A 24,035-nucleotide genomic window follows, 5' to 3' on the forward strand; every position below is an offset into this window, starting at 1 on the left:
TTCAACCGAGCTATGGCATACTGTAAAGAAATGACAAAGGTTTAACCTCATGAAAATGACATTGAAATTATTGGGTCTGAGCGCTTTTGCTATTGGGCTAACAGCTTGCCAGAACGTTCCACAAAGTTACAATGGTAACTCTGGCTATCAGGTTGAAAGTAAAACAGAAAATAGTGCCATTATTAGCTATACGCTTGCTGTTCATGCCAATCGTGTTGCCAATCAGAATAAGCTACAAAATGCTTGCAAGAAAGTTCTGGGTGCAAACCAAGATTATAAAATTGAAATTTTAAGTAGTAATGAGATTGCCAATCCTGCAAGCCTTCCAGTAAGCAATAGCGTACAAATTGGTAAAACACACACCACATTTGGTCTAAGCAATACCAGCAGCAATAACAATGATGACGACTATGCAATGCGCAATGCGATGCAAACTCGTCCAAGCACATTAACTGTCATCCGTTACCGCTGTTCAATCTAAGTTAGACAGGACATCAATAAGACGCTGATGGGTTACAGCGTCTTATAAAAACTTACATTACGAAACTCTTTGGCTTCATCTAAATCTGGCCAAGTCGTAGCGCTACGTTCATCTATTTTTTGATATTGTGGATGACTAAAATTTTTCACTCGACTGTCTGCGACCCAAACTTCTGGGGCAAACTTTAAAAACTCATCTAAAAAGAAACGATTGCACTGGTCATATAACACATCGGCAGCGAGTAAAATATCAACTTGTTCAGCTTTATATAAATCATCCAGATATTCGAGCTCTACGCCATTAAGCAAAGCATTTCCACGGCAAGCATTTAAACTGACTTGATCAATATCACAGCAGATCACGCGCTTTGCACCTGCAAGTTTTGCCGCAATCGCGACCACTCCCGAACCCGCACCGAAATCCAGAACCACTTTATCTTTAACATGCTCAGGTTCTGCAAGTATCCACTGCGCCATTGCCAAACCCGAAGCCCAACAGAAGATCCAATACGGTGTGTCATTCCAGATGCGCTGAATCACTTCATCATCCAAACGCTCAGTCGGAAATACAGGTGGTATCAACCACAATAAAATCGGCGTATTGGGTAACTGCTGTGGCTGTAAGTCACAATGAGGGATGACTTGATGTAAGGCTTGAAGTAAATGTTCAGGGGCTTTGGTAAGTTGAAAGGTGCAGCTCATAAATAAGCTCAACAATTTATAATTACTATTTGATACGCGTTAGCGTCATCCGCAATTGTTCGAGGCCGGACTACATGAGACCGAAATGTTTCTGCGACTCATCTAAAGCTAACCAGTAGCTGACGAGTTTTGCGGATGACAAATGGTTTTGGTTACTTTTCCCGAAAGAAAAGTAACATACGAACTCCTAACATTTGCATTAAACGATAGGATGCCGTCCTGAATAAATTAAATTAACCTAAAGCTTTTTCAGCAGCTTCTACAGTTTGACGAATCAAAGTGGTAATCGTCATTGGACCAACACCACCAGGAACTGGTGTGTAAGCAGAAGCAATTTCTTCAATACCTTGCAACTGGATATCACCAACACCACCACCATCACGTGGGTGGAAGCCAGCATCAACCACAACAGCACCTTGCTTGATCCAGTCTTTTTGAATCAATTCAGCTTTACCAACTGCACCCACAACGATGTCTGCTTGTTTAACCAAGTCAGCTAGGTTTTGAGTACGTGAATGGCAAATCGTGACTGTTGCATTGGCTTGAAGTAGCATCATCGCCATTGGTTTACCCAAAATTGCAGAACGACCAACAACAACTGCATGTTTTCCTGCAATTTCAATGTTGTTTTCTTGCAAAATTGTCATAATGCCCGCAGGTGTTGCTGAACCATAAGCCGCTTCGCCCATTGCCATACGACCAAAACCAAGACAAGTGACGCCATCAACATCTTTTGCAAGGCTAATTGCATCAAAACACGCACGTTCATCAATTTGTGCAGGTACAGGATGCTGCAACAAAATACCATGCACATCAGGATTGGCATTTAATTTTTCAATTTCAGCCAACAACTGTTCAGTTGTAGTTTCTTGCGGCAATTCAATTTTAATTGAATCCATACCCACGCGACGGCAAGCATTGCCTTTCATGCGGACATACGTTGCCGATGCACCATCATCCCCCACCAGAATTGTTGCCAAAATCGGAGTACGACCAGATTTTTGCTTTAATACTTCAACACGTGCAGATAAATCTGCCTCAATTTGCTTTGCTAACGCTTTACCATCTAATACCAATGCCACAATACGTCTCCACAGGCCGATATCAATCAATTCCGCAAATAATACATGATAATTTGCCCAATTTTATTTTAGATGTTGATTTTATGTGCATATCCTCTGAATTACCTATTGTTTTTTTTTCAAAGGTTGCTAATATGTGCATCACCAAGACAAGGCGGGGTGGCAGAGTGGTCATGCAGCGGACTGCAACTCCGTGGACGCCGGTTCGATTCCGACCTCCGCCTCCAATCTTGGTAAAGCCCGGGTGGTGAAATAGGTAGACACAGGGGATTTAAAATCCCCCGCCCACAAAGCGTGCCGGTTCGAGTCCGGCCCCGGGCACCATTTTAAGACTGTTAAAATGGTGCCAATAAAGAATCCAGCGAAAGCTGGTTTTTTTATGCCTGAAATTTGAATACCTATATTTAGATGTGTATTAAAAAAGCGACTTAAAGTCGCTCTACAAATAAAATTCCATTCAGATGATCAATTTCATGCTGCACAATCCGTGCAGGAAAACCTTCATAAGATTGTTCAACCTGTGCTCACCTTGTAGAGTTAAATAACGTACTTTAACCGCATAAGCACGCTCCACTTGCCCACGCTGCTCAGGTACACTCAGACACCCCTCTTCACCAAAACAGGTTTCTGTTGAGTATTCAATAATCTCGGGGTTAATCATGGTGACTGCTGGCATGTCTGGCGCATCTGGATAGCGCAGATTGGAACGTGACGCCACAATAATCACCCGTTTCGAGATATAGACTTGCGGCGCAGCAATCCCCACACCATTTCGCGCTAGCATGGTGGCCTGCATCGCAAGTGCCAATTGCTTCAGCCAGTCGCTATTTAGTTCATCTTGTGCAACAGCAGCCGCTTCAAGCGTTAAAATAGCTTCTCCACGTTGCGCTACAGGTAAAATGGCAGACACCTTTTCTTCCTCAAAAATTAATTTTTCATCTTATAGAATTCAGCATACTATAAACAGAAATTTACAAACCAACGAATACCATGAATGCAACACAACTTTTTCTTGGAGTCATTTTTGGCTCAATCGGGTTAGGCTATTTTATTTACGGCAAAAAGCAAAAGCGTAGTATGCCTTTCATGTGTGGCTTAAGTTTAATGGTTTATCCCTATTTTTTTGATAGTAACCTTGCCATTGTCAGTATCGGTTGCATCTTAACCGCCATTCCCTATTTTGTACGTGTTTAAACAAACAGCTCACCAATCATATAGAGCTTGGCATATCCTGAAACTTCCATACGCTCATCATTCAAGATTCGGCAGAACAACTCTCCCCCACGTGCCGATGCCTGATACGCGACCAATTCGGTTTTACCCAGTTTTTCTGCCCATAAGGGTACAATTGCGGTATGAATCGAGCCTGTCACAGGATCTTCATCAATCCCAATCTCTGGCGCGAAATAACGCGAAATGCAGTCATAGGGAGATTCGCCCACATAACTTGCTGTCACCGCAACATCTAAATTTGGTGCTTCCATCACGGCATGTGCATGACCTAATGCTTTGAGCTTTAAAAAATCCACCTCCAAGTCCAGTACATCTTGTGCAGACTCCAACTCAATAATATACGCCTGTGGATTGACATAGACAGCTTGAATGGGCTTATTTAGAGCTTCATTTAAAATTTCTGGGTATTCTTCCAGATATTCAGGTTTACGAATCGGGAAATTCATATTGATTTTGCCATCTGCCGCCTGAGACACATAAAATGTTCCTAAATTTTTGACTTCAAACTCAATCTCAGTGGCTTTTGTGTATTCACGAAACAAGATAAAAGCACTTGCCAATGTTGCATGACCACAAAATGCCACCTCAGCAGTAGGTGTAAACCAGCGAATCGCATAATGGGTATCATCAATTCGTTTTACAAATGCCGTTTCAGATAAATTATTTTCAAGGGCGATATTTTGCATTAACTCATCTGACAGCCATTCATCTTGTACAATCACTGCCGCAGGGTTGCCTTGAAATAATTTTTGACTAAAGGCATCCACTTGATAAATTTTCATTGTTTTACATTCTCTAGGTAGAATTAATTGATTGATGAACCGCAGAATCTTTTATTGTGATTGAGTTCATTTCTTTTTTAACCGAATCCTATACGATTGTCACTTTATGAATGATTTTCCCAACTCACATTTTAAAAATGTCCCGCTTGAAAAGGCATATCGTTTACTGACTCACGGTGCAACGGTCTTGGTCTCTGCACAGCATGAGCAACAACGCGATGTCATGGCAGCTGCATGGGCGTGCGCACTAGAATTTAAACCCGCAAAAGTGACTGTAGTTCTCGATAAAAGTACCATGACCCGTCAGATTATTGAGCAATCGGGTTATTTTGTATTACAAGTTCCTACCTACAAACAAATTGATTTGGTTTATCAACTGGGTACAACCAGCCTGCATGACATGCCCAATAAACTAGAAAAAAGTGGTGTGAAATTATTTTACTTAGAAGATTCAGAGCAACCTTTAGTTGCAGGCTGTTCAGCATGGTTAGTTTGTAAATTGATTCCTGAACCACACAATCAACAGGCACATGATTTATTTATTGGCGAGGTCATCAGTGCATGGGCAGACGACCGAATTTTCCGTGATGGGCATTGGCATTTCCAAGATGCAGATCCTGAGTGGCGTAGCCTGCATCATGTTGCAGGTGGCAACTTCTATTTGATTGGCGAAGAAGTCAGCGTGCAGGATCGACTAAAATCACCTTAAAATAGAAAAGACCTCGCGTATAGCGAGGTCTTTTTCCGGTAAATCATTCGTTATTATTCGCCCATGTTTTCAATAATTGCCTGACCAAATTCAGAACAACGAAGAAGTGTAGCGCCCGGCATTAAACGTTCAAAGTCATAAGTGACCGTCTTAGCGGCAATTGCACCTGAAATACCTTTAATGATCAGATCAGCAGCCTCAACCCATCCCATATCGCGCAGCATCATTTCCGCAGAAAGAATGATGGAGCCTGGGTTAACTTTGTCCTGACCCGCATATTTAGGTGCAGTACCATGAGTCGCCTCATAAACTGAAATCGCACCGCCAATATTTGCGCCAGGTGCGATCCCGATGCCACCCACTTCAGCAGCAAGTGCATCAGAGATGTAATCACCATTCAGATTCAACGTTGCAATCACTGAGTAGTCCGCAGGGCGCATCAAAATTTGCTGCAAAAATGCATCGGCAATTACATCTTTAATGATGATGTCTTTACCATTTTTAGGGTTTTTAATTTTCACCCAAGGGCCGCCATCAATCAGTTCTCCACCAAAGCGCTCTACAGCAAGCTCATAGCCCCATTCTTTGAATGCACCCTCGGTGTACTTCATTATATTGCCTTTATGCACCAAAGTTACACTTGGCTTATCATTGTCAATTGCAAACTGAATTGCTTTACGAACCAAACGTTGAGTCCCCTGTTTAGATACAGGTTTAATCCCGATACCACAATCTTCAGGAAAACGGATTTTCTTTACACCCATTTCTTCTTGAAGAAATTTGATCACTTTTTTGGCTTCTTCAGAATCCGCTTTCCATTCAATCCCTGCATAAATATCTTCTGAGTTTTCGCGGAAGATCACCATATCGGTGAGTTCAGGATGCTGAACTGGTGAAGGTACACCCTCAAACCAACGCACTGGGCGTACACATACATAAAGGTCTAATTCTTGACGCAAGGCAACATTTAATGACCGAATACCACCGCCAACGGGCGTTGTGAGTGGACCTTTGATCGATACTACAAATTCACGAAGTGCTTCAAAAGTTTCTTCTGGCATATATGTGCCATAAATTTTATCTGCTTTTTCACCACAATAAACTTCCATCCATTCGATAGATCGTTTGCCACCATATGCTTTTTGTACTGCTGCATCGACAACAGCTCGCATTGCGGGTGTAATATCCACACCAATACCATCGCCTTCAATAAATGGAATGATTGGCTGGTTGGGAACATTGAGTGACAAATCTGCGTTTACAGTAATTTTGCTGCCATCCGCAGGCACAACGATCTTCTGATAACCCATTGTATAGGTTCTCCCTTTTATTATAGTTAGCAAATTAAAAAAATAATTGCCGATAGACAATACTTTCCTGTTTTCTTATCGCATAATAGATTAATTGAATTAAATCATTTTTGAGATTTATATGAGAAATAACAATATTTCTCGCTCAAATAAAACTCAATGTTTCCTGTGGTTATCTGAAAGAAGAAGTCATTTTTTATGAAAATCGTCATCCTGAACAAGCCCTATGACGTCCTCTCCCAATTTCGTAAAGACGAAGCCCACATGACGATGTCTGACTTTGTAGATGATCCAACTTTACGTTTGGCTGGTCGTCTTGATATGGACTCTGAAGGTTTGGTTTTTTTAACTGATCACGGTGGCCTCAATCAATTCATCACCAATCCTGCAAATAAAAAATACAAGACGTATTTAGTTCAGGTAGATGGTGACATTTCTGAAGAAGCTCTTGAAAAATTACGTCAAGGAATTGAGCTCAATGATGGTATGACACTCCCTGCCAAAGCCATTAAAGTTTCAGAGCCAGAATGGTTATGGGAACGTAACCCGCCTGTACGTTACCGTGCAAGTATTCCAACATCTTGGGTTGAAATTTCAATTTGTGAAGGTCGCAACCGTCAGGTTCGTCGTATGACCTCTGCTGTTGGCTTCCCAACTTTACGTCTGATTCGCACCAAAATCGGTTCAATCGATTTGGTTCAACTTGGTTTACAACCAGGTGAAACTAAAGAAATTGAGCCGTTGCTGTATCCTGATTTTAGGGATGTTCCAGAAGAACGACCATATCAGTCACGCTCATACGTGAAAAAGCCAGGGGGTACAGGGGGTAAGCCAATGCACCAGAAAAAGAAAGAAGGCGAAAAGAAAAAAACGGGAACCAAACGCATTTGGCAAATGGATGAAAGTGAAAAACCACGTCGTAAGACCAATGGCACAACCCGTCCAAATACCAAAGCACCACGTGGTCGCAGCCGTAATGGTCGTTAAGATTTAAGTTTTTAAAGCTCACTTAAGTGGGCTTTTTATATATCTAATTGATTATATTTCAATATAATAAGCAAAAAAAGCCGATGCAAATGCACCGGCTTTTTTCACATCATCAGCTTAATTGCCGATTTTGTATTTCACTTAAACAGTTGCAAGCAATGTGTTGAACGTCGTACTTGGACGCATTACAGCATTTACCTTAGCTTGATCAATCACGTAATAACCACCAATATCGGCAGGTTTACCTTGTACTTGAGCAAGTTCAGCAACAATTTTTTCTTCGTTTTCAGCCAATGCCTTCGCAAGCGGAGCAAACTTAGCTTTCAACTCAGCATCTTCGTCTTGTGCAGCAAGAGCCTCAGCCCAGTACAACGATAAGTAGAAGTGACTGCCACGGTTATCAAGCTCACCTGTACGACGTGATGGTGACTTGTCATTGTCGAGCAACTTGCCAGTCGCTTGATCCAGTGTCTTGGCAAGCAACTTCGCGCGGTCATTGTTTTCCTTAATTCCCATCTCTTCCAAAGAAACTGCAAGAGCTAGAAACTCACCCAATGAATCCCAACGCAAGTGGTTTTCTTCAACAAGTTGCTGAACGTGTTTAGGAGCCGAACCACCTGCACCTGTTTCATACATACCGCCGCCAGCCATAAGCGGAACGATAGACAACATTTTCGCAGAAGTACCAAGTTCCATGATTGGGAACAAGTCTGTCAGGTAATCACGTAAAATATTACCAGTTACAGAAATCGTATCCAGACCACGCGCCACACGTTCAAGCGTATAACGCATTGCACGTACTTGAGACATGATTTGAATATTGAGACCTGAAGTATCGTGATCTTTCAAGTACTCTTGTACTTTCTTGATCAATTCATTTTCATGTGGACGGTAAGGGTCAAGCCAGAAGATCGCAGGCATGCCTGAGTTACGTGCACGAGTTACCGCAAGTTTCACCCAGTCACGAATCGGAGCATCTTTCACCTGACACATACGCCAGATATCGCCTTCTTCAACATTTTGTGTCATCAACACTTCACCTGTTTCAAGGTCAGTGATGTTGGCAATACCCGCTTCAGGAATTTCGAAAGTTTTATCATGAGAACCGTATTCTTCAGCTTTCTGTGCCATCAAACCAACGTTTGGCACAGTACCCATGGTTTTCGGATCGAAATTACCATTCCACTTACAGAAATTGATCATCTCTTGATAGATACGAGCAAATGTTGATTCTGGCATCACCGCTTTAGCATCATACTGCTTACCATCGGCACCCCACATTTTACCACCCGCACGAATCATCGCTGGCATAGACGCATCAACAATAATATCGTTAGGTGAATGGAAGTTTGTGATGCCCTTCGCTGAATCAACCATCGCTAATGCAGGACGGTGTTCTTGACAAGCATGTAGGTCACGGATGATTTCATCACGTTGTGATTCTGGTAAGCTTTCGATTTTTTCGTAAAGCACTGACATACCGTTATTGACGTTGATACCCAATTCGTCAAATAGTTTGCCATGCTTCTCGAATGCATCTTTATAATAGATTTTCACACAGTGACCAAATACGATCGGGTGTGAAACTTTCATCATGGTTGCTTTTACGTGCAACGAGAACAAGATGCCTGCTTCACGACAATCTTCGAGCTGTTTCTCGTAGAAGTCACAAAGTGCTTTTTTGCTCATGAACATTGAATCAATGATTTCGCCATCTTGAAGCGCAACTTTTGGCTTAAGTACGATGGTTTCACCACTTTTTGTGATCAATTCCATTTTCACGTTACGCGCACGATCAAGAGTCATTGACTTTTCACCGTGGTAAAAATCGCCATGTTCCATATGTGAAACGTGGGTTTGTGACCACTGTTTCCATTCGCTCATCGAATGCGGATGTTTTTTAGCGTAGTTTTTCACCGCAGCAGGTGCACGACGGTCAGAGTTACCTTCACGTAATACTGGGTTTACAGCAGAACCAAGGCATTTACCATAGCGAGTTTTAATCGCTTTTTCATCTTCAGTAGTCGGGTTTTCAGGATAATCAGGAATTGGATAGCCGTGAGACTGAAGTTCTTTGATACATGAGATCAATTGACCAACTGAAGCACTGATATTAGGAAGTTTGATAATATTGGTGTCTGGATCTTGCGTAAGACGACCTAGCTCTGCGAGGTTGTTAGGTGCCTTCTGTTCGTCGCTTAGGTAATCCGAAAATTCTGCGAGCACACGCGAAGCAACAGAGATGTCACTTTTGACAATCTGAATACCTGCGGGCTTAGTAAAGGTTTCAATGATCGGCAGTAGCGAATAGGTCGCCAATAGTGGCGCCTCGTCAGTCAGTGTGTAAATGATGTTTGACTTTCCACCAGCCATATATAGCCCCTTGTGTTAAATTGATTTTTCAAGAACCGAGCTTTTGGCCCTGTTCTACTCACTAATGTGCTTAAATAAAAACCTTGAGAGTATCGACCCTCATGGCATTTCAGTCAACGATATATCTCGTGATAACGACATTTCGCAAAAAAATACCCAATCTTATTTTAGGTCATCAATGTCTATATTCAATAAGATTGTTTAAAAATTCAGATTGATAAGTGATATAACTATAAGATTTTTCACATATCTGCGTCTATTATTATGCAACTTTCTACGGAGTTCACGGATAATTTGATTCACTCTAGCGCATTAATTTTAACTTTTAAAGCACAAAATGCATCGCAATATTTTTTAATTTAATATTGGTCAGCGATACAAAAGCTTAAATTGAGTCATTCATTCGATCAAAAAAACCTCGTCTCTACCTACTTTAACCAACAAAAATTCAAACGCAATCTGAGTTATTCAAACAAAATGTACAGGATTAGTACCATTGTTTTGGTGATTGATGGCTTACTTGGTCACCATGATATTCCACTACAGATTAGCCCATATAGGTATTTGACTTATCGGGATATTGAAATAAAAAACCGATGACTGAGCATCGGTTTTTTATTTTGGCTATTGATCAGTTTTATAGTGTAGTCAAGTCAACAGGTTTTGTTTTAGCACTAGTTGGCACTTGAAAATCAATTCCTGCTTTTTTAAACAACTGAGGCACTTCTACTAAGGCCATAGATGAGTTTTTTGCAATTCCCCCAACATCACTCACCAAGCCTTGAGCGCTCGTTAAATTCATCCCTGTTGATACCAATGATTGAGGGTTACTAGCAATTGTCATAGAAACTTGCTTAGAACCTTGTGCTAAATCTTTTGCCATAAGCGCAGCAATCGCATAGTTTTTTGCAGCACCCAATAGGTATTGTTTCTTTTGAGCACTCAATGTTTTTAATTGCTCTAATGTTTGATTTTCATCTTTTTTTGCTGCGGATAAAACAGTTTCAGAAAGTTTTGCTAATTCTTTAATTTGAGCATCTTTTTCTTGCAAATTAGAGGTTTCACTTAAGGTAGCTAATTTAGTTTGAATTTCTTTGCTATCTGCACCCGTTGAAATTGCAGCAGCTAAGGCAGCGCGACTTTGCTGAAATAAGTAATTGGTTGCACGTGCCTGAGTTAAGAAATCGCCGACATTGACACTTGTTGCAGATGAGGTTCCAACAACACTTTGGGTAACATTAGAAGCAAGATTACTCAGCCCAAGGCCTGCATGAGCCATAGACACAGAAAACACAGTTAGAGAAATTGCTGCAATTTTTTTCATGATTTTTCCTTATTTCGCCAAATCGGCTTTTTGAACAACTTGTTTAAGTAATGGGGGAATGATTTCAAGTAATTGAAGATTATAAAGTTGATCTCTATTGTCTAGTTGACTGTCAATTAAATTGAATTCTTGTTGAATACCTTGAGCTGCAATCTTTTGCTGTTTTTGATCAAAGAAACGTACACCTAAGGTAAAATCTGCTGTAACTTTGCAATGATGATCTTGTGCATTACACTTAGATGCATCCATTTTTAACTTAGATTTTAAAACAGGTTGAATGCACTTTGCAGGAACAAAGGGCTTGAAATTTAACTGCTGCTTAAACCCTGCATTTTGTGTCATATAGGTAACCGATGCCTGAAACGGCATTTGCCCTAGCAACGCACCACCTGTTGCATAAAATGGATACTTAGAATTGGTCGCAAAAGCGTAATAAGTCAATGTAGGAAAAGCGGGTAATTGCAAATCGCCAGATTGCTCAGATGCCACAAAAGAACACATTGCACGCGAATAAGTTGAATCCGCTGCAGTCTGTTGAGAATTGTTAACTAGAACAATATCTCCTTTTGCGACTGAGAGAGTATCTCGACCACTAATGGCTGCATCCAATTGAGCAACTGCTTCATTTTGATCACGCGAAATTACCGTTGCTTCCCATGTTGGGATAGATACCAATCTTCCAGAAATTTTCTGCTGATTGTAAATATAAATTTTCATCCCAACACTCAAGCGCAGACCTGCATCAGAAATTTTTACCTGATTTCCATCTTTCGCACTGATTTTCAAATCAGATCGTGTAAATTTAATGCCTTTTTTAAATTCCTGACCTAATTTAATTAAAGCATTTTTCAATACAACTTCTTGACGATTTTCTAAAGAAAAACCCATGCTATCAGAAATCAGATCTTTGACTTCATCACTGGCATGTGCAACATGAATTACTCGACCTGAACGATCCAACATCTCGGCAAATACTTCACTATGTACAACCTGTTGCTGAGTAATTTTTCCTAGAGGCTTTTGATATGCTACAGTCGGCAAGATATTTAAACGAATAAATAAATCTGGTAACTCTCGATGATTGATATCTTGGGCTTGAGCCAATTGAGTTTGCTCAGAAATTGATTGCGCCAAACTACTATAGCGCTTATTAACAGGCACTAAACTGAATGCAGCACCATCTCCAATAGCATCAGAAAAGATTTGCTCTACCAAATCCTTTGATTCAGCCTGTGTTGTTGCTACATCAACTACCAAAGCTTTAGGTTTACTCACCGCTTGTCGAACATTGGTTGTCAGTTTTACAAACTGTTTCGAATGGTTATTGACCAGAATTGGCATTGCTACAGCATAATCACTATCCGCATAAACTACATGAATCAAATCTCCTTCAGCAGATGATAATTCATCATTTTGTCCAATTCCGTGATTCAATCCTTTATCCAGAATTAAATAAGATTTCCATTGATCAAGAACTGAAGTTTTAATTTCAGACAATTGCAAATCGTTTCTTGCTTTTTTTACCAGCTGGCTCGAGAGTGTAATCACACTTGCTTGATATTGCTGCATGATTTGCTGTTTTGTGACTGAACTACGCAGGTCTGCTGTTAATACCTTAATCGGCTGTGTCGAGGTCAAACTTTCACTATACAGGACTTCTCCTGTCAAGATATTGGTCAGCTTCAGACTTAAGGTAACAGGTGTAAAAATTTCTGTTGTTGATTGTTTTTCAACAAAATATTCACCAGCTCGCAAGACTTCTAGTGATGCGACATAAGTTTTATGCTTGGTATTCTGCTGAATTTGCTGCGCAATATGATTGGTAAATTCTTGCTTCAACGCTCCTTCAAAACTCGTTTGTAACTGTGAGCGAATATCAGGTGTAATCGACTGAATAAAATCACATGCAATTGGTGAATTTTTTTCATCATGGACGAATGCCTGCTTACATTCCTGATCTAAACCAAATAAACCTTTTGAAGGATAAATTTGCAAATCAGCATACGCACTTACACTCAAAAAAGGGAGTAACCATACCAATTTTTTTATTTGCATTGGGTACCACCAATACATAATGTTAGCGTATTACCTTCTTGCTTACGTTCTGCTGCAGCTAACACGGGGCTACTACGCAATGCTTTCGCCAATTCAACTGTAATTGGCTTATTACCCTTATAGGTCATTGTAATTTCAACCAAATGACCATCTTGGGTACGGATATTAATATTATCTGTACCTTGAATATCTTCTAGCGCAACAAAGAGATCATCACCTAAACGGGTTGAAACGTTATTCGAAATACTCTTTACAAAAATCGTCATGTCTTTGCCATACATTGAACGATTTTTTGAATAATTCAAGACCTGTGGTCCAATCGTACTCAGTGCTAATTGCCCAAGTTTTGCTGCAACATTTGCACGGCATGCTTCCGCAGTTGCGCCTGAAGCAGATTCAGTACGAGTTTCCCCAGTCATTAAAGTTGCATCATCAACTGAATAAACCTTAAAACTGATTGCTCCATCACAGGCATATTGTCCGGTTACAGGAGATCGCCCTCGATCAAAGATATTACTACTGCCTGCCATAAACCAATCTGCTTTTTCTTGGCGTGCAGCAGCAGCAAATTTTGCTAGTTCGCTGTCACTCAGCAATTGCTGAACTGACATATGACGCCCTTTTAAATATTTACTTCTAAATAGATCTGAATCCATAAGTCGTAAATCGTACCTAGCAGCATTTTGTGCAATACTATTTAGAGTCTGATTAACACTTTCAGGTTTAGTACTTGGAGTTTGATATTCCACATATCGAACAAAACTTTGAATATCATTTTGCTGCTCATTTTGTGAATAACTCGCACTTTCTGAAGCATTATATTTTGAAGAAGACGCAGCAGCATATTTACTACTATTACTACGGCTACTCCCGCCTGCATATGCACCTGCTCCATAATAATTATCATAAGCCCCAGCATAACCAGAGCTTGCACGACTCCGCGAAGATGCACTTTCTCTTGAAGATGCACTTGCACTTTCGTTGCTTTTATATTTTGCATTTTCATTATATTTATAGCTTTGATCATTATAATAAGCCGTAAACTCTTTTACTGGCTTAGAATTATCTCGTGGAACACCAAAATACTCATCCATAACCACCATAATTGGACTTGTACGGCTATTCTTTTTAGATAAGCCATAATCATTAAGAATTGAACGAAACTCTTGATCATCCATCTCCAAGCTTATGCGTGTCACCAAGTTTTGCTCAGTATCCGTCTGGCTCCCCAAATTGACGTAATAGTTTGGATCAACCTGTTTGACGATTTGGCTTAAAAATGGCTTGGCATCAGCAAGAGATTTTGGACCATTAATTTTAATAATCATAGCAGTCACTGCATCTTCACGCGCATTATTTAAAGCCTGATTACGCGTTAGATTCTGATCTTTCTTTATAATCGGCGCCTTACCCTCACCAATTGTTTTAATAATTTCTGCATGCACAGCAAAAGATGACAATAGCAAAGAACTCGCTAGAAGTAAGAAAGACCTATTCATTATTATCTCACGTTTAATAAGTGTATATATTTGTATATTTAGAGTAAAATATAGTTCATATTTTTAAAAGTCAATTTAATAAAGATTTAAACATATCATTTTGATTGTTAATAAATCTTAAAACCTATTAAATCATTCCTCAATATTCAATACATTTTTATAAAAATTTTTTTTATAATTGGCTCACAACAATAAATAATTAACAATATATTATTATTTTGTAGATAAAAAATGGTGAACCCACAGCTTGGTTATTCACCATTTTTAACATCATCTTTATATTTTTAAAATATAAGTCATTTATTTAACCACCCGTCTACTTTCTGTTGATCGTCCACTTTCAACTCAACTGTGGTCAATCCAGTTTCCGCTGCATTTACCGTAAACTGAAGCAACTCATCACGACGGAAAGCATGCACCACAAACTTACCTTGTTGTTTGGCATATTTCGCCAACAGTTTTTCCGACGCTTTTAAGCCATCAATCGCTACAATCACGTCATTGGCAGACAGCCCTGCTTTTGCACCAGCACCATCACGGCGTGCCTGCTGAATCATCACACCCTCAGGTTTATCGGCAACTTTTAAACCAAATGGCTGAGTCTTGTCATTTTTAACTTGATACTCGATTCCGAATTCAGGGAATAGTTGATCAAGTGGCAATTCATCGGTGGTATAGATCAGATGGTTAATTTGCTCCAACCATGAGTGACCTGTTAATTCTTCACACAAGTCAAAAATGCTACGTTCACTGACTTGAATGCCCTTTTGTGCATTTTCATACAGTTTACGTACCAATGCATCCAGACTTGAACCACGTAAACGCAAACCTAAATCCAGACACAGTGCAACCAAGCAACCTTTATTGTAGTAACTGGTTCCTGCATTATTGCTGTTTTCATCTGGACGATAGAATTTGATCCAAGTGTCAAAACTCGATTCAGCCACAGACTGCACTTCACGACCTGGATTTTGTAAATAACGATCGATCTGTGTTTTGAGTAATTTCAAATAAGAGGCCTGTGAAATCACACCACTGCGCAGCAAAATCAAATCATCGTAATATGAAGTAAAGCCTTCAAAAATCCACAGCAACGAAGTGTAGCTTTCTTTGTGCAAATCATAATTCACAAAGTTTTCAGGGCGAATATATTTCACCAGCCATGAATGAAAATACTCATGACTGCAAAGCCCTAGGAAACGTTGATAATCTTCCGAAGGTTCCTCAGGCTCATTGGCTTTTGGCAAGTCATCACGCGGTGTAATTAAACTGGTGCTGTTCGGATGCTCCAGACCACCATAACTGTTGCCTGTTGCCATGGTCATGAACACATAGTTTTTAAATGGCGCAGAACCAAAAAGTTGAATTTCGGTTTGGCAAATTTTTTGGATATCGGCTTGTAAACGCTCAACGTTGGTTGCATGTTTACCCGAAATCACAAATTCATGCTGGATGCCTTCAGCCTCAAAACTGAAACGGGTCTGATCTGCCAGTTCAAATGGACTGTCGATGAGCTGCATATAGTTGTCAGCTTTTAAGGTATAGCGCCCTTTCACCAAGCTTTTTGATGCCAAGCCTGTCGCTACAGTAAAATGCTTAAACTCATCAGGTAAGAACACTTCCAATTCACATTCAGCTTCTTCTTGATCTTTGAGACTTAAGCAAACACAGGCTGGATTGACATAAAAACGGGTCTGATCGACATAACTACCACGAACAGAAAGATCATAAGCATAGACATCATATTCAACCGTGATCAGCTCATGATCAGTGTTAAATAAACGCCATTTATTCTTTTCAAATTTACTGATTTTAAGCTCACGTCCTGCCTCATCATAGGCTTTGACAGATTCAATGTGTTTTGCAAATTCACGAATCAGGTAACTGCCCGGAATCCATGTCGGCAACCACAACTCTTGTGTTGGATTGGCAACAAAACGTAAGGTCACATGAATGAGATGCTGTTGGTAATCGTCAAACTCTATTTGATAGTGCAACATAAGTCGGAATTCTAATCTTAATCAGGTTATGCAGGGCTTTAGCTTAGCATTTTTTTACTCTAATATGCGCTACTGCTATTATTCCATACAGAAGATAAAGTAAATCAAGTTAGCTTTAATCTTTGTCATGGAAGATAGTTTTCTCTTTCTTTTGATCTCCTCAGGATTTGTCCTTTGAAACGTTTTATTTCTTGGTTTGCAGGGCTAGGTATATTGTGCTCAGGTTTTGCCCATGCAGCCATTTTGAATATTGATCCCGAATCTGTACCTGCCGCAGCATGGACAATTTATGATCCTCAATCTGGTCAAACTATTGCTGAATACAATAGCCATGCGCAGCGTGCACCCGCTTCATTAACCAAAATGATGGTGGCTTATATTACGCTCCAAGAAATTAAGGCGGGCAAACTCAAAAAGACAGATGTGATTACGGCCAATGACGTGGTGCATGTCGTTCAGCCTGATGAATCGCAAATGTTCTTGCGCCCAGGGCAACAAATCACGGTTGATCAATTGCTCACGGGTTTAGTGGTGATGTCTGCCAATGATGCTGCTGTGACGTTGGCACAGCGGATTGGTGGTGATCTTCCACATTTCGTGGCACGCATGAACCAAGAAGCAAAAGCATTGGGCATGACGGATACCCACTTTACCAATCCTGCAGGAATTACCATGGATGGGCATTATTCCTCTGCCGCAGATATGGCAAAACTGGGCAATGCACTGATTCAACAGTTTCCTGATTATTTGGGTTACTCTAAACAGACCAGTTATTCATGGAATGGTCATCCGCATCACGCCACCAATATCTTGCTCAAACAAGATCCGACTGTGGACGGTTTAAAAACAGGTTTTACCCGTGCAGCAGGCTTTAACCTTGCTTTAACTGCCAAACGTCTGACCATGAATCCAAATCTGCCAGAGCGCCGTTTAATTGTCGTGGTACTGGGAACAACCAGTCCTGTGATGCGTGCCGAAGTTGCACATCGCTTAATGAATCTGGCTTATAGTTACACCCGCGACGAAGTGATGGTTAAAGCACAACAGCCGATTGCCATTTTGCCTGTCATGAACGGGAAAATCCGCAGCTATCAGGTTGTACCGCAAAGCACGCAGTTTATGACGACTTCTTTGTACAACCAGCCGATCAATATTGACATGCGTAGCTTCAATAATAATAGCGGACGTTTAGTCTATAACGGACAAAGCATTGAACCGGTTAATGAAACTAAAACCCAGATTCAGGTCAATTTGAATCAGAAACAACTCACCGCACCTTTAAATCAGAACGTGCACATCGCAACACTCAAGGTCTACCAAAATGGTCAATGGCTAGAAGATATTCCTGTGCTTTCACATGTCCAGCTTGAATATGCCAACATTTTCCAGCGCTTCTGGCACTGGTTATGCCAATTACTCCCTTTCCTCGCAGAAAAAGTGATTCCCGCGAAGATACTGTTGTAAGATCGAAAGAAAAATAGGCTTGAATTTTTTAAATCAGCCCCAAATTCGTTTAAAATAATGCACGTCATCAAAAATCCTGAATTTGCATTCCCCAAATTCAGGATTTCATTTTATGATGTGACTTTAAAACTCTGTATGGATTTCAAACATGACTGCTATTGCAAATAACCACGTGGTTTCATTCCACTACACATTAACAAACGCTGAGGGTGAAACACTTGACCAGTCTCAAGGTGAACCACTTGCCTATTTGCACGGTGCAGGCAACATCATTCCTGGCTTAGAAAAAGCACTAGAAGGTAAAACTGTTGGCGAAAAATTGACTGTCAACGTTCCTGCTGCTGAAGGTTACGGCGAATATAACCCAGACCTCGTACAAGAAGTTCCTGCGCAAATGTTCCAAGGCGTTGAGAAAATCGAAGCTGGTATGCAGTTCCAAGCTCAAACTGATGACGGCGTACAAATCGTGACTGTTAAATCAGTTGAAGGCGATACAGTAATCGTTGATGCAAACTTCCCACTTGCTGGTCAAGACTTGACTTTCCAAGTTGAAATCGTTGAAGTGCGTGACGCGACTGCAGAAGAACTTGAGCATGGTCATGTTCACGGTGTAGGTGGTCACCACCACTAAGTTTTGCCAAGTGCAAATCTTAAAAGCAAAGCCTAGCGCTTTGCTTTTTTTATGCTATTTTTGAGCCATCAAGTACTCAAGACTGATTGAATTTTATGCCTACCCTGATTTGGTTTCGTCAAGATTTACGGATTTCTGATCATGCTGCCCTGTGGCACGCCAGTCAAAATGGTTCATGTCTCGCACTCGCGATTTTGTCTCCCAAGCAGTGGCAACTGCACGATGATGCGCCGATTAAACTGGATTTTTATTTGCGTCAATTACGCCAGTTACAGCAGCAATTACAACGCTACAATATCCCGCTGATCGTTAAAATTGTGCCAGTTTGGCAAGATATTCCATATGCATTACTCCAGCTGTGTAAGCATTTTCAAGTTCAGCATGTGCATGCCAATGTCGAGCTTGGCGTACATGAACTACAACGTGACAAACACTGTCAAGATCAGTTAGCACAAGCAAATATTCAACTGGAGTTGTACCAAGACCGTACATTATTTCCTGTCGGCAGTATTCGCAATCAGTCAGGGCAACCGTATCAGGTGTTTACCCCTTTTAAGAAAAACTGCTATGAACGCCTCAATCAGCAATTACCTGCCTGCTATCCCAATATTGCCATTCAAACACCTCTGCAGCTTGAACTGAGTGAACAAGAACAAAACATTCCTGAACTGCATGAACTGGGTTACAGCGCCATTTCTCCCGAGCAACAACAACTTTGGCCAGTCGGCGAACTACATACCCAGCAACAACTGGATAATTTTATAAAAAGCGCGCTGGCAGGTTATAAGCAGCAACGCGACTTTCCTGCCCAAGCGGGCACCAGCCAACTGTCAACGTATTTAAATATTGGGATTTTGTCGATTCGCCAATGTGTACAGGCACTATTTCGTCCGCAGCAAGGGCAATTTTTACTGACCGATCAGGGACAACAGACTTGGCTGGATGAATTACTCTGGCGTGAATTTTATCAGCATATTTTGTTTGATTACCCTCAAGTGTCGAAGCATCTGCCCTTTCAACCCAAAACCCAGCAACTCCAATGGCGTGATGATCCCGAGGGTTTAAACGCATGGCAACAAGGTCAAACAGGCATCCCGATTGTCGATGCAGGGATGCGACAACTGCTGGCGACAGGCTGGATGCACAATCGGGTACGTATGATTTGCGCGATGTTTCTCACCAAAAATTTACTGATTGACTGGCGTAAAGGCGAACAGTGGTTTATGCAGCATCTGATTGATGGGGATTTGGCAGCCAATAATGGTGGCTGGCAATGGAGCGCATCGACAGGCACAGATGCAGCACCGTATTTTCGAATTTTTAACCCGATTAGCCAGTCGGAAAAATTTGACCCAAATGGGGATTATATTCGTCGCTGGGTGCCTGAACTTCGATCTTTAGATGATAAAACTATTCATGAGCCTTATGCCAAAGGCTATAAAGCTGGCTTAGGCTATCCAAAAGCAATTGTTGATCTGAAAAGCAGTCGGGTGCGTGCAATCGAAGCCTTTAAAGCACTGGACTAATCTGAATTAACCCAATGCTTGCAGCAAGTTGTTTTTGGCTTGCTGCTCATAGTGCTGCTGAAAATATCGGGTTTGATATAACGGTTGCGTCAGATAAAACTGGCGCAGTACCTGTTTGCGTTTTTCCTGATAAATCAGTTCATCAACCCAGATATATTCCTGCCGAATTTGCTGTTGATACTCGGCAAAACGCATAACTGCACTGCCTAAAATTGCCAGATCAATATCCAGTAAATACGCCAAATCTGACTCAGAAGCAACGGCATGTTGCTGTGTCGCCAAAATCCACGTCGCAATCTTATCCAGCTGAGCTTTGGGTAATGCATCTGCCACTTGTTGGCGCATCCACAGAGCACTGTCCTGTTCATTGCTTACAGAACGCGGTTGATACACCACATCGTGAAAGAAAATTGCCAGTTGCAGTGCAAAACCATCTTCAATCTGGCTTTGCACGTTTTCAAACAGCGCCAGACATTCCACAATATGCTGCACCTGATGATAAGCACGCTGCGATTCCTGATAGGCATGCAGCAGTTTTTCCAAACACTGTTCATGCTGTTGCACAGACCAGTGCTCAGGTGCAAACTGCGCGAATAGTTTTCGCCATGCCTGACTAAACTGCTGCTGAAAAGTCAAGATTATGCTGCCTGTTCATCACGCTTAAACACCAGTTCTTTGGCATTAGAGTTTTCAACATCGAAATAATAACCTTCGCTATTAAAGGCTTTTAAATCTTCAACCTGTTGAATCTGCTGTTCAATCACAAAACGTGCCATTAAACCACGGGCTTTTTTAGCATAGAAACTAATGACCTTGTATTTGCCATGTTTCTGATCCAGGAACACAGGTTTAACGATTTGCGCATCCAACGCGGATTCTTTCACCGCTTTATAATATTCATCTGAGGCAAGGTTCAGTAAAATATTGCTATTGGCTTGCTGCAAATCCTGCTGAATCAGATCGGTAATGCGTTTACCCCAAAATTCATACAAGTTGCTGCCACGCGGATTGTGCAGTTTTGTACCCATTTCCAAACGGTAAGGCATCATCAAGTCCAATGGACGAAGCAGCCCGTATAAACCCGAAAGCATCCGCAAATGCTGCTGAGCAAAATCCAGTTGCGGGTCGCTCAATGCATAGGCATCTAGACCTGTGTAGACATCACCCTTAAATGCAAAAATGGCTTGGCGAGCATTGGCAAGATCAAACTCGGTTTGCCAATCCTGAAAACGCGCGACATTGAGCTGTGCAATTTTTTCGCTGACACTCATTAAACTTGCCAGTTGTGATGCTGACAATTCACGGCAAACATCTATCAACTGCTCAGACTGATCAAGCAGACGTGGCTGGGTAAAGTTGCTGCTTGGCAATGCAGTTTCATAATCCAGTGTTTTCGCAGGTGAAATTAAAGCCAGCATAGACATCCTCATTTTTGCTATATTCTGCTCACTATATCAGCCACCTATTTATAACGCCAATTCGTGTTTCTGATGGCGTTTATCGGTACAATCATGACCCCTACTTTAAAATTAAGCTCATCGAGTCCTATGCCTGAAACGATTTTTTTACAAGGTCCTGCTGGGAAAATTGAGGTTTTTGTTGACCGCCCACAGGGAGAAATTCACAGTTTTGCGATTGTCTGTCATCCGCACCCTCTGCAAGGTGGCACGGCGCATCATAAAGTCCCGATGTTACTCTCGAATATTTTGACCGAGCGTGGCTGTATCGTGTACCGTCCAAGTTTCCGTGGTGCAGGACAAACCGAAGGCTTGCATGAAGAAGGTTTTGGCGAAACCGACGATATTTTGGCAATCTTGCAACAATTGCGTGAGATGCATCCGAACCTTGATTTTTATGCAGGTGGATTTAGCTTTGGTGCGCATGTGCTCGCCAAATGTTATGCCGCACTCGATGTCGCACAGCGCCCAAAACAGTTAGTGTTATGTGGTTTACCGACAGCGATGGTACGCGGCTTACGTGACTATCAAACACCTGAAATTCAAGGTGATATGCTATTTGTACATGGCGAAGAAGATGATATTACCTTGCTCAGTGACTTAATTGTCTGGGCAAAACCGCAAAAACATCCCATTACGATTTTCCCAGGGGCAAACCACTTTTTTACAGGTTATTTAAAGCCACTTCGCCAAGTGATTAGCCAATATCTTCGTCTGTAAATTCGTATTGTATGGCAAGACGTTTAATGCAGAATGTCTTGCTTCTAGGGAAATATAAAACCATGCCCAATGCATTTGGAGCATGAGTTCAATAAACAGAACAAAATACACCTGATCCGCAAGCGACACTAGCCGATCAGGTGCATTTTTTTAATCAACAGTTGCCAGTGCAGCCACCAACAACCGCCAGCATTTTTCAACTGTATCGACTTTGACTCGTTCGCCTGGTGCATGCGCACCCTGAATATCGGGGCCAAAAGACACCATTTGCAAATCAGGATAATGCTCGGCAATAATTCCACACTCTAAACCTGCATGAATGACTTTAAGTTCAGGTTCAATCTGGAAAGTATCCTGATAAGCACGTTGCAAACATTTTAAGGCTGCCGATTCTGGGTTCGGTGTCCAACCTGAAACGAATGGCGCAAGACTCGAATGCAATCCATAATATTCAAAATGCTGCTGAATCCGATGTGCGTGCGCTTCCAGTTCATCATTGACCATTGAACGCACCATAATCAGCACACTGGCTTGTTCACGATTTAAACGCACCACCCCGATATTGTTTGAGGTTTCCACCACATCAGGCAGTGCCTGACTCATTTGTGCCACGCCATACGGACAACTCGACAAAGCAGCCAACCACGCTTGCTGCTGTTCACGGGCAATCACTTCTGTGACAACTTTATCAAGTGACTGAGCACGCAATTCAAGCACCTCATCCACACCTTTGAGTTGCACTCGCCAATCTGTTTGAGCCTGTTGTAGTAGAGCGTCTAATTGGGAAAGTTTTGATTTTGGTAAAGCAATCTTGGCAGTCGCTTCACGTGGTAAGGCATTACGCGCCGTACCGCCTGAGAACTCAACCAGATGTGCTTGTAGTTCAGGCAAATGTTGCTGTAAAAACTGCGCTAAAATCACATTGGCATTGCCACGTCCTAAGTGAATATCAACACCCGAATGTCCCCCCTTAAGTCCGAGTACCTGTACTTCAACTGCGGTCTGTTCTGCATCAGTTGGCACATACGTCAGGGTTTGTTCGACTTCGATATCCTGACTACCTGCGCAGCCCAGATACAGTTGCCCCCACTCTTCGGTATCAATATTAAATAACCACTTGCCTTGCAGGACGTTTTCTTCAAGAAAACGCGCACCACTCATGCCCGCCTCTTCATCGACTGTCAGCAACACTTCAATCGGCCCATGTGCAATATCATTGGCATCCAATACTGCCAACGCCAGCGCTACACCAATACCATTGTCCGCACCGAGTGTGGTATTGGGTGCAATTAGCCAGCCATTTTCCAAAATCGGTTGAATCGGATCACAACTAAAATCATGTACCGTACCACGATTGGCTTGGGTCACCATATCCAGATGCCCTTGCAAAATCACGGCTGTTTTATGCTGCATGCCTGCGGTTGCAGGTTTACGGATAATTAAATTTCCGACAACATCGACATAGGTGTCTAAACCTTTGTTTTTCGCCCAGTCTTGTAAATATTGACGTAGTTGTTGTTCTTGTTTGGACTGACGCGGAATACGGCATAAAGTGGCAAAATGCTGCCAGACGTTTTTTGGTGAGAGTTGAGAAAAATCAACGGCATTCATGATCTGGTCTCGTAAAGAAAATAAGTCTGTTTGGTTTCACTATACTGCAAAATGAGCTGACAAGGTAAAACCTTGCCGAAAGAGAACTGC

20 protein-coding genes, 2 tRNA genes and 1 pseudogene are annotated in these 24,035 nt (G+C 41.5%); 10 read left to right on the top strand and 13 right to left on the bottom strand.

Features of this window, described 5'->3' with window-relative positions:
• Window positions 1–49: 49 nt before the first annotated feature.
• Window positions 50–481: a hypothetical protein gene (locus P255_RS08725; RefSeq protein WP_004900242.1), complete on the top strand. Its 432-nt coding sequence runs from the start codon at window positions 50–52 to the stop codon at window positions 479–481.
• Window positions 482–513: 32 nt separating this feature from the next.
• On the opposite strand, the gene P255_RS08730 is transcribed toward P255_RS08725, so the two are convergent.
• Window positions 514–1,182 (bottom strand): class I SAM-dependent methyltransferase, encoded by a 669-nt coding sequence (locus P255_RS08730; RefSeq protein ID WP_004900240.1) that lies wholly within the window; start codon window positions 1,180–1,182, stop codon window positions 514–516.
• A gap of 233 nt (window positions 1,183–1,415) precedes the next feature.
• The gene (gene folD, locus P255_RS08735; RefSeq protein ID WP_004751261.1) at window positions 1,416–2,264 is read right to left on the bottom strand and encodes a bifunctional methylenetetrahydrofolate dehydrogenase/methenyltetrahydrofolate cyclohydrolase FolD; all 849 of its coding nucleotides are present in this window, start codon (window positions 2,262–2,264) and stop codon (window positions 1,416–1,418) included.
• A gap of 153 nt (window positions 2,265–2,417) precedes the next feature.
• On the opposite strand from folD, the gene P255_RS08740 reads away from it, so the two are divergent.
• Window positions 2,418–2,491 (top strand) — tRNA-Cys (locus P255_RS08740).
• Window positions 2,492–2,502: 11 nt separating this feature from the next.
• Window positions 2,503–2,588: transfer RNA gene (locus P255_RS08745), tRNA-Leu, on the top strand.
• Between the two features lie 104 nt (window positions 2,589–2,692).
• Here the strand turns inward: P255_RS08745 and def are convergent.
• Window positions 2,693–3,174, bottom strand: a pseudogene (gene def / locus P255_RS08750) (peptide deformylase).
• Between the two features lie 80 nt (window positions 3,175–3,254).
• Between def and P255_RS08755 the strand changes: the two are divergent.
• Window positions 3,255–3,458 (top strand): hypothetical protein, encoded by a 204-nt coding sequence (locus P255_RS08755; RefSeq protein ID WP_004900234.1) that lies wholly within the window; start codon window positions 3,255–3,257, stop codon window positions 3,456–3,458.
• On the opposite strand, the gene P255_RS08760 is transcribed toward P255_RS08755, so the two are convergent.
• Window positions 3,455–4,279: a PhzF family phenazine biosynthesis protein gene (locus tag P255_RS08760; RefSeq protein WP_004900232.1), complete on the bottom strand. Its 825-nt coding sequence runs from the start codon at window positions 4,277–4,279 to the stop codon at window positions 3,455–3,457. The two genes, P255_RS08755 and P255_RS08760, sit on opposite strands and share 4 nt — an antisense overlap.
• Window positions 4,280–4,385: 106 nt before the next feature.
• Between P255_RS08760 and P255_RS08765 the strand changes: the two genes are divergently transcribed.
• Window positions 4,386–4,988: a flavin reductase family protein gene (locus tag P255_RS08765; protein ID WP_004900230.1), complete on the top strand. Its 603-nt coding sequence runs from the start codon at window positions 4,386–4,388 to the stop codon at window positions 4,986–4,988.
• A gap of 53 nt (window positions 4,989–5,041) precedes the next feature.
• Here P255_RS08765 and icd read toward each other — a convergent pair whose 3' ends face one another.
• On the bottom strand, window positions 5,042–6,298 hold the full coding sequence (icd, locus tag P255_RS08770) for an NADP-dependent isocitrate dehydrogenase (protein WP_004900227.1): 1,257 nt from the start codon (window positions 6,296–6,298) through the stop codon (window positions 5,042–5,044).
• Between the two features lie 198 nt (window positions 6,299–6,496).
• Here icd and P255_RS08775 point away from each other — a divergent pair, with 198 nt between their 5' ends.
• Window positions 6,497–7,285, top strand: coding sequence for a pseudouridine synthase (locus P255_RS08775; protein ID WP_004900226.1), 789 nt, complete (start codon window positions 6,497–6,499; stop codon window positions 7,283–7,285).
• Window positions 7,286–7,426: 141 nt separating this feature from the next.
• Here P255_RS08775 and P255_RS08780 read toward each other — a convergent pair whose 3' ends face one another.
• The 5 genes from P255_RS08780 to P255_RS08800 form a co-directional block, all read right to left on the bottom strand.
• Window positions 7,427–9,658, bottom strand: coding sequence for an NADP-dependent isocitrate dehydrogenase (locus P255_RS08780; protein ID WP_004900223.1), 2,232 nt, complete (start codon window positions 9,656–9,658; stop codon window positions 7,427–7,429).
• A 637-nt stretch (window positions 9,659–10,295) separates the two neighbouring features.
• Window positions 10,296–10,982: a hypothetical protein gene (locus P255_RS08785; protein WP_004900221.1), complete on the bottom strand. Its 687-nt coding sequence runs from the start codon at window positions 10,980–10,982 to the stop codon at window positions 10,296–10,298.
• Window positions 10,983–10,991: 9 nt separating this feature from the next.
• Window positions 10,992–13,037, bottom strand: a complete 2,046-nt coding sequence (locus tag P255_RS08790; protein ID WP_004900219.1) for a hypothetical protein — start codon at window positions 13,035–13,037, stop codon at window positions 10,992–10,994.
• Window positions 13,028–14,536, bottom strand: a complete 1,509-nt coding sequence (locus P255_RS08795; RefSeq protein ID WP_004900216.1) for a hypothetical protein — start codon at window positions 14,534–14,536, stop codon at window positions 13,028–13,030. Before P255_RS08795 ends, P255_RS08790 begins: the two co-directional genes overlap by 10 nt.
• Window positions 14,537–14,832: 296 nt before the next feature.
• Window positions 14,833–16,536: a M61 family metallopeptidase gene (locus P255_RS08800; protein WP_004900213.1), complete on the bottom strand. Its 1,704-nt coding sequence runs from the start codon at window positions 16,534–16,536 to the stop codon at window positions 14,833–14,835.
• A gap of 174 nt (window positions 16,537–16,710) precedes the next feature.
• Here P255_RS08800 and P255_RS08805 point away from each other — a divergent pair, with 174 nt between their 5' ends.
• The 3 genes from P255_RS08805 (at window position 16,711) to phrB (ending at window position 20,157) form a co-directional block, all read left to right on the top strand.
• Window positions 16,711–18,000: a D-alanyl-D-alanine carboxypeptidase family protein gene (locus P255_RS08805; RefSeq protein WP_004900211.1), complete on the top strand. Its 1,290-nt coding sequence runs from the start codon at window positions 16,711–16,713 to the stop codon at window positions 17,998–18,000.
• A 148-nt stretch (window positions 18,001–18,148) separates the two neighbouring features.
• Entirely contained in the window at window positions 18,149–18,631 is a 483-nt protein-coding gene (locus P255_RS08810) for an FKBP-type peptidyl-prolyl cis-trans isomerase (RefSeq protein WP_004900209.1), read from the top strand.
• A gap of 95 nt (window positions 18,632–18,726) precedes the next feature.
• Entirely contained in the window at window positions 18,727–20,157 is a 1,431-nt protein-coding gene (gene phrB, locus P255_RS08815) for a deoxyribodipyrimidine photo-lyase (protein ID WP_004900206.1), read from the top strand.
• A gap of 6 nt (window positions 20,158–20,163) precedes the next feature.
• On the opposite strand, the gene P255_RS08820 is transcribed toward phrB, so the two are convergent.
• The gene (locus P255_RS08820; RefSeq protein ID WP_004900202.1) at window positions 20,164–20,793 is read right to left on the bottom strand and encodes an HD domain-containing protein; all 630 of its coding nucleotides are present in this window, start codon (window positions 20,791–20,793) and stop codon (window positions 20,164–20,166) included.
• Window positions 20,794–20,795: 2 nt separating this feature from the next.
• A complete protein-coding gene (yaaA, locus tag P255_RS08825; protein ID WP_004900201.1) occupies window positions 20,796–21,575 on the bottom strand; it encodes a peroxide stress protein YaaA in 780 nt (259 codons plus the stop codon).
• 129 nt (window positions 21,576–21,704) lie between these two features.
• Here yaaA and P255_RS08830 point away from each other — a divergent pair, with 129 nt between their 5' ends.
• Complete coding sequence (locus tag P255_RS08830) at window positions 21,705–22,334, top strand: alpha/beta hydrolase (RefSeq protein ID WP_035365344.1); 630 nt, start codon at window positions 21,705–21,707, stop codon at window positions 22,332–22,334.
• Window positions 22,335–22,484: 150 nt separating this feature from the next.
• On the opposite strand, the gene P255_RS08835 is transcribed toward P255_RS08830, so the two are convergent.
• Window positions 22,485–23,945, bottom strand: coding sequence for an aminoacyl-histidine dipeptidase (locus tag P255_RS08835; RefSeq protein ID WP_004900197.1), 1,461 nt, complete (start codon window positions 23,943–23,945; stop codon window positions 22,485–22,487).
• Between the last annotated feature and the right edge of the window lie 90 nt (window positions 23,946–24,035).

This window comes from Acinetobacter brisouii CIP 110357, assembly GCF_000488275.1.
In the GTDB taxonomy this organism is placed as follows: domain Bacteria; phylum Pseudomonadota; class Gammaproteobacteria; order Pseudomonadales; family Moraxellaceae; genus Acinetobacter; species Acinetobacter brisouii.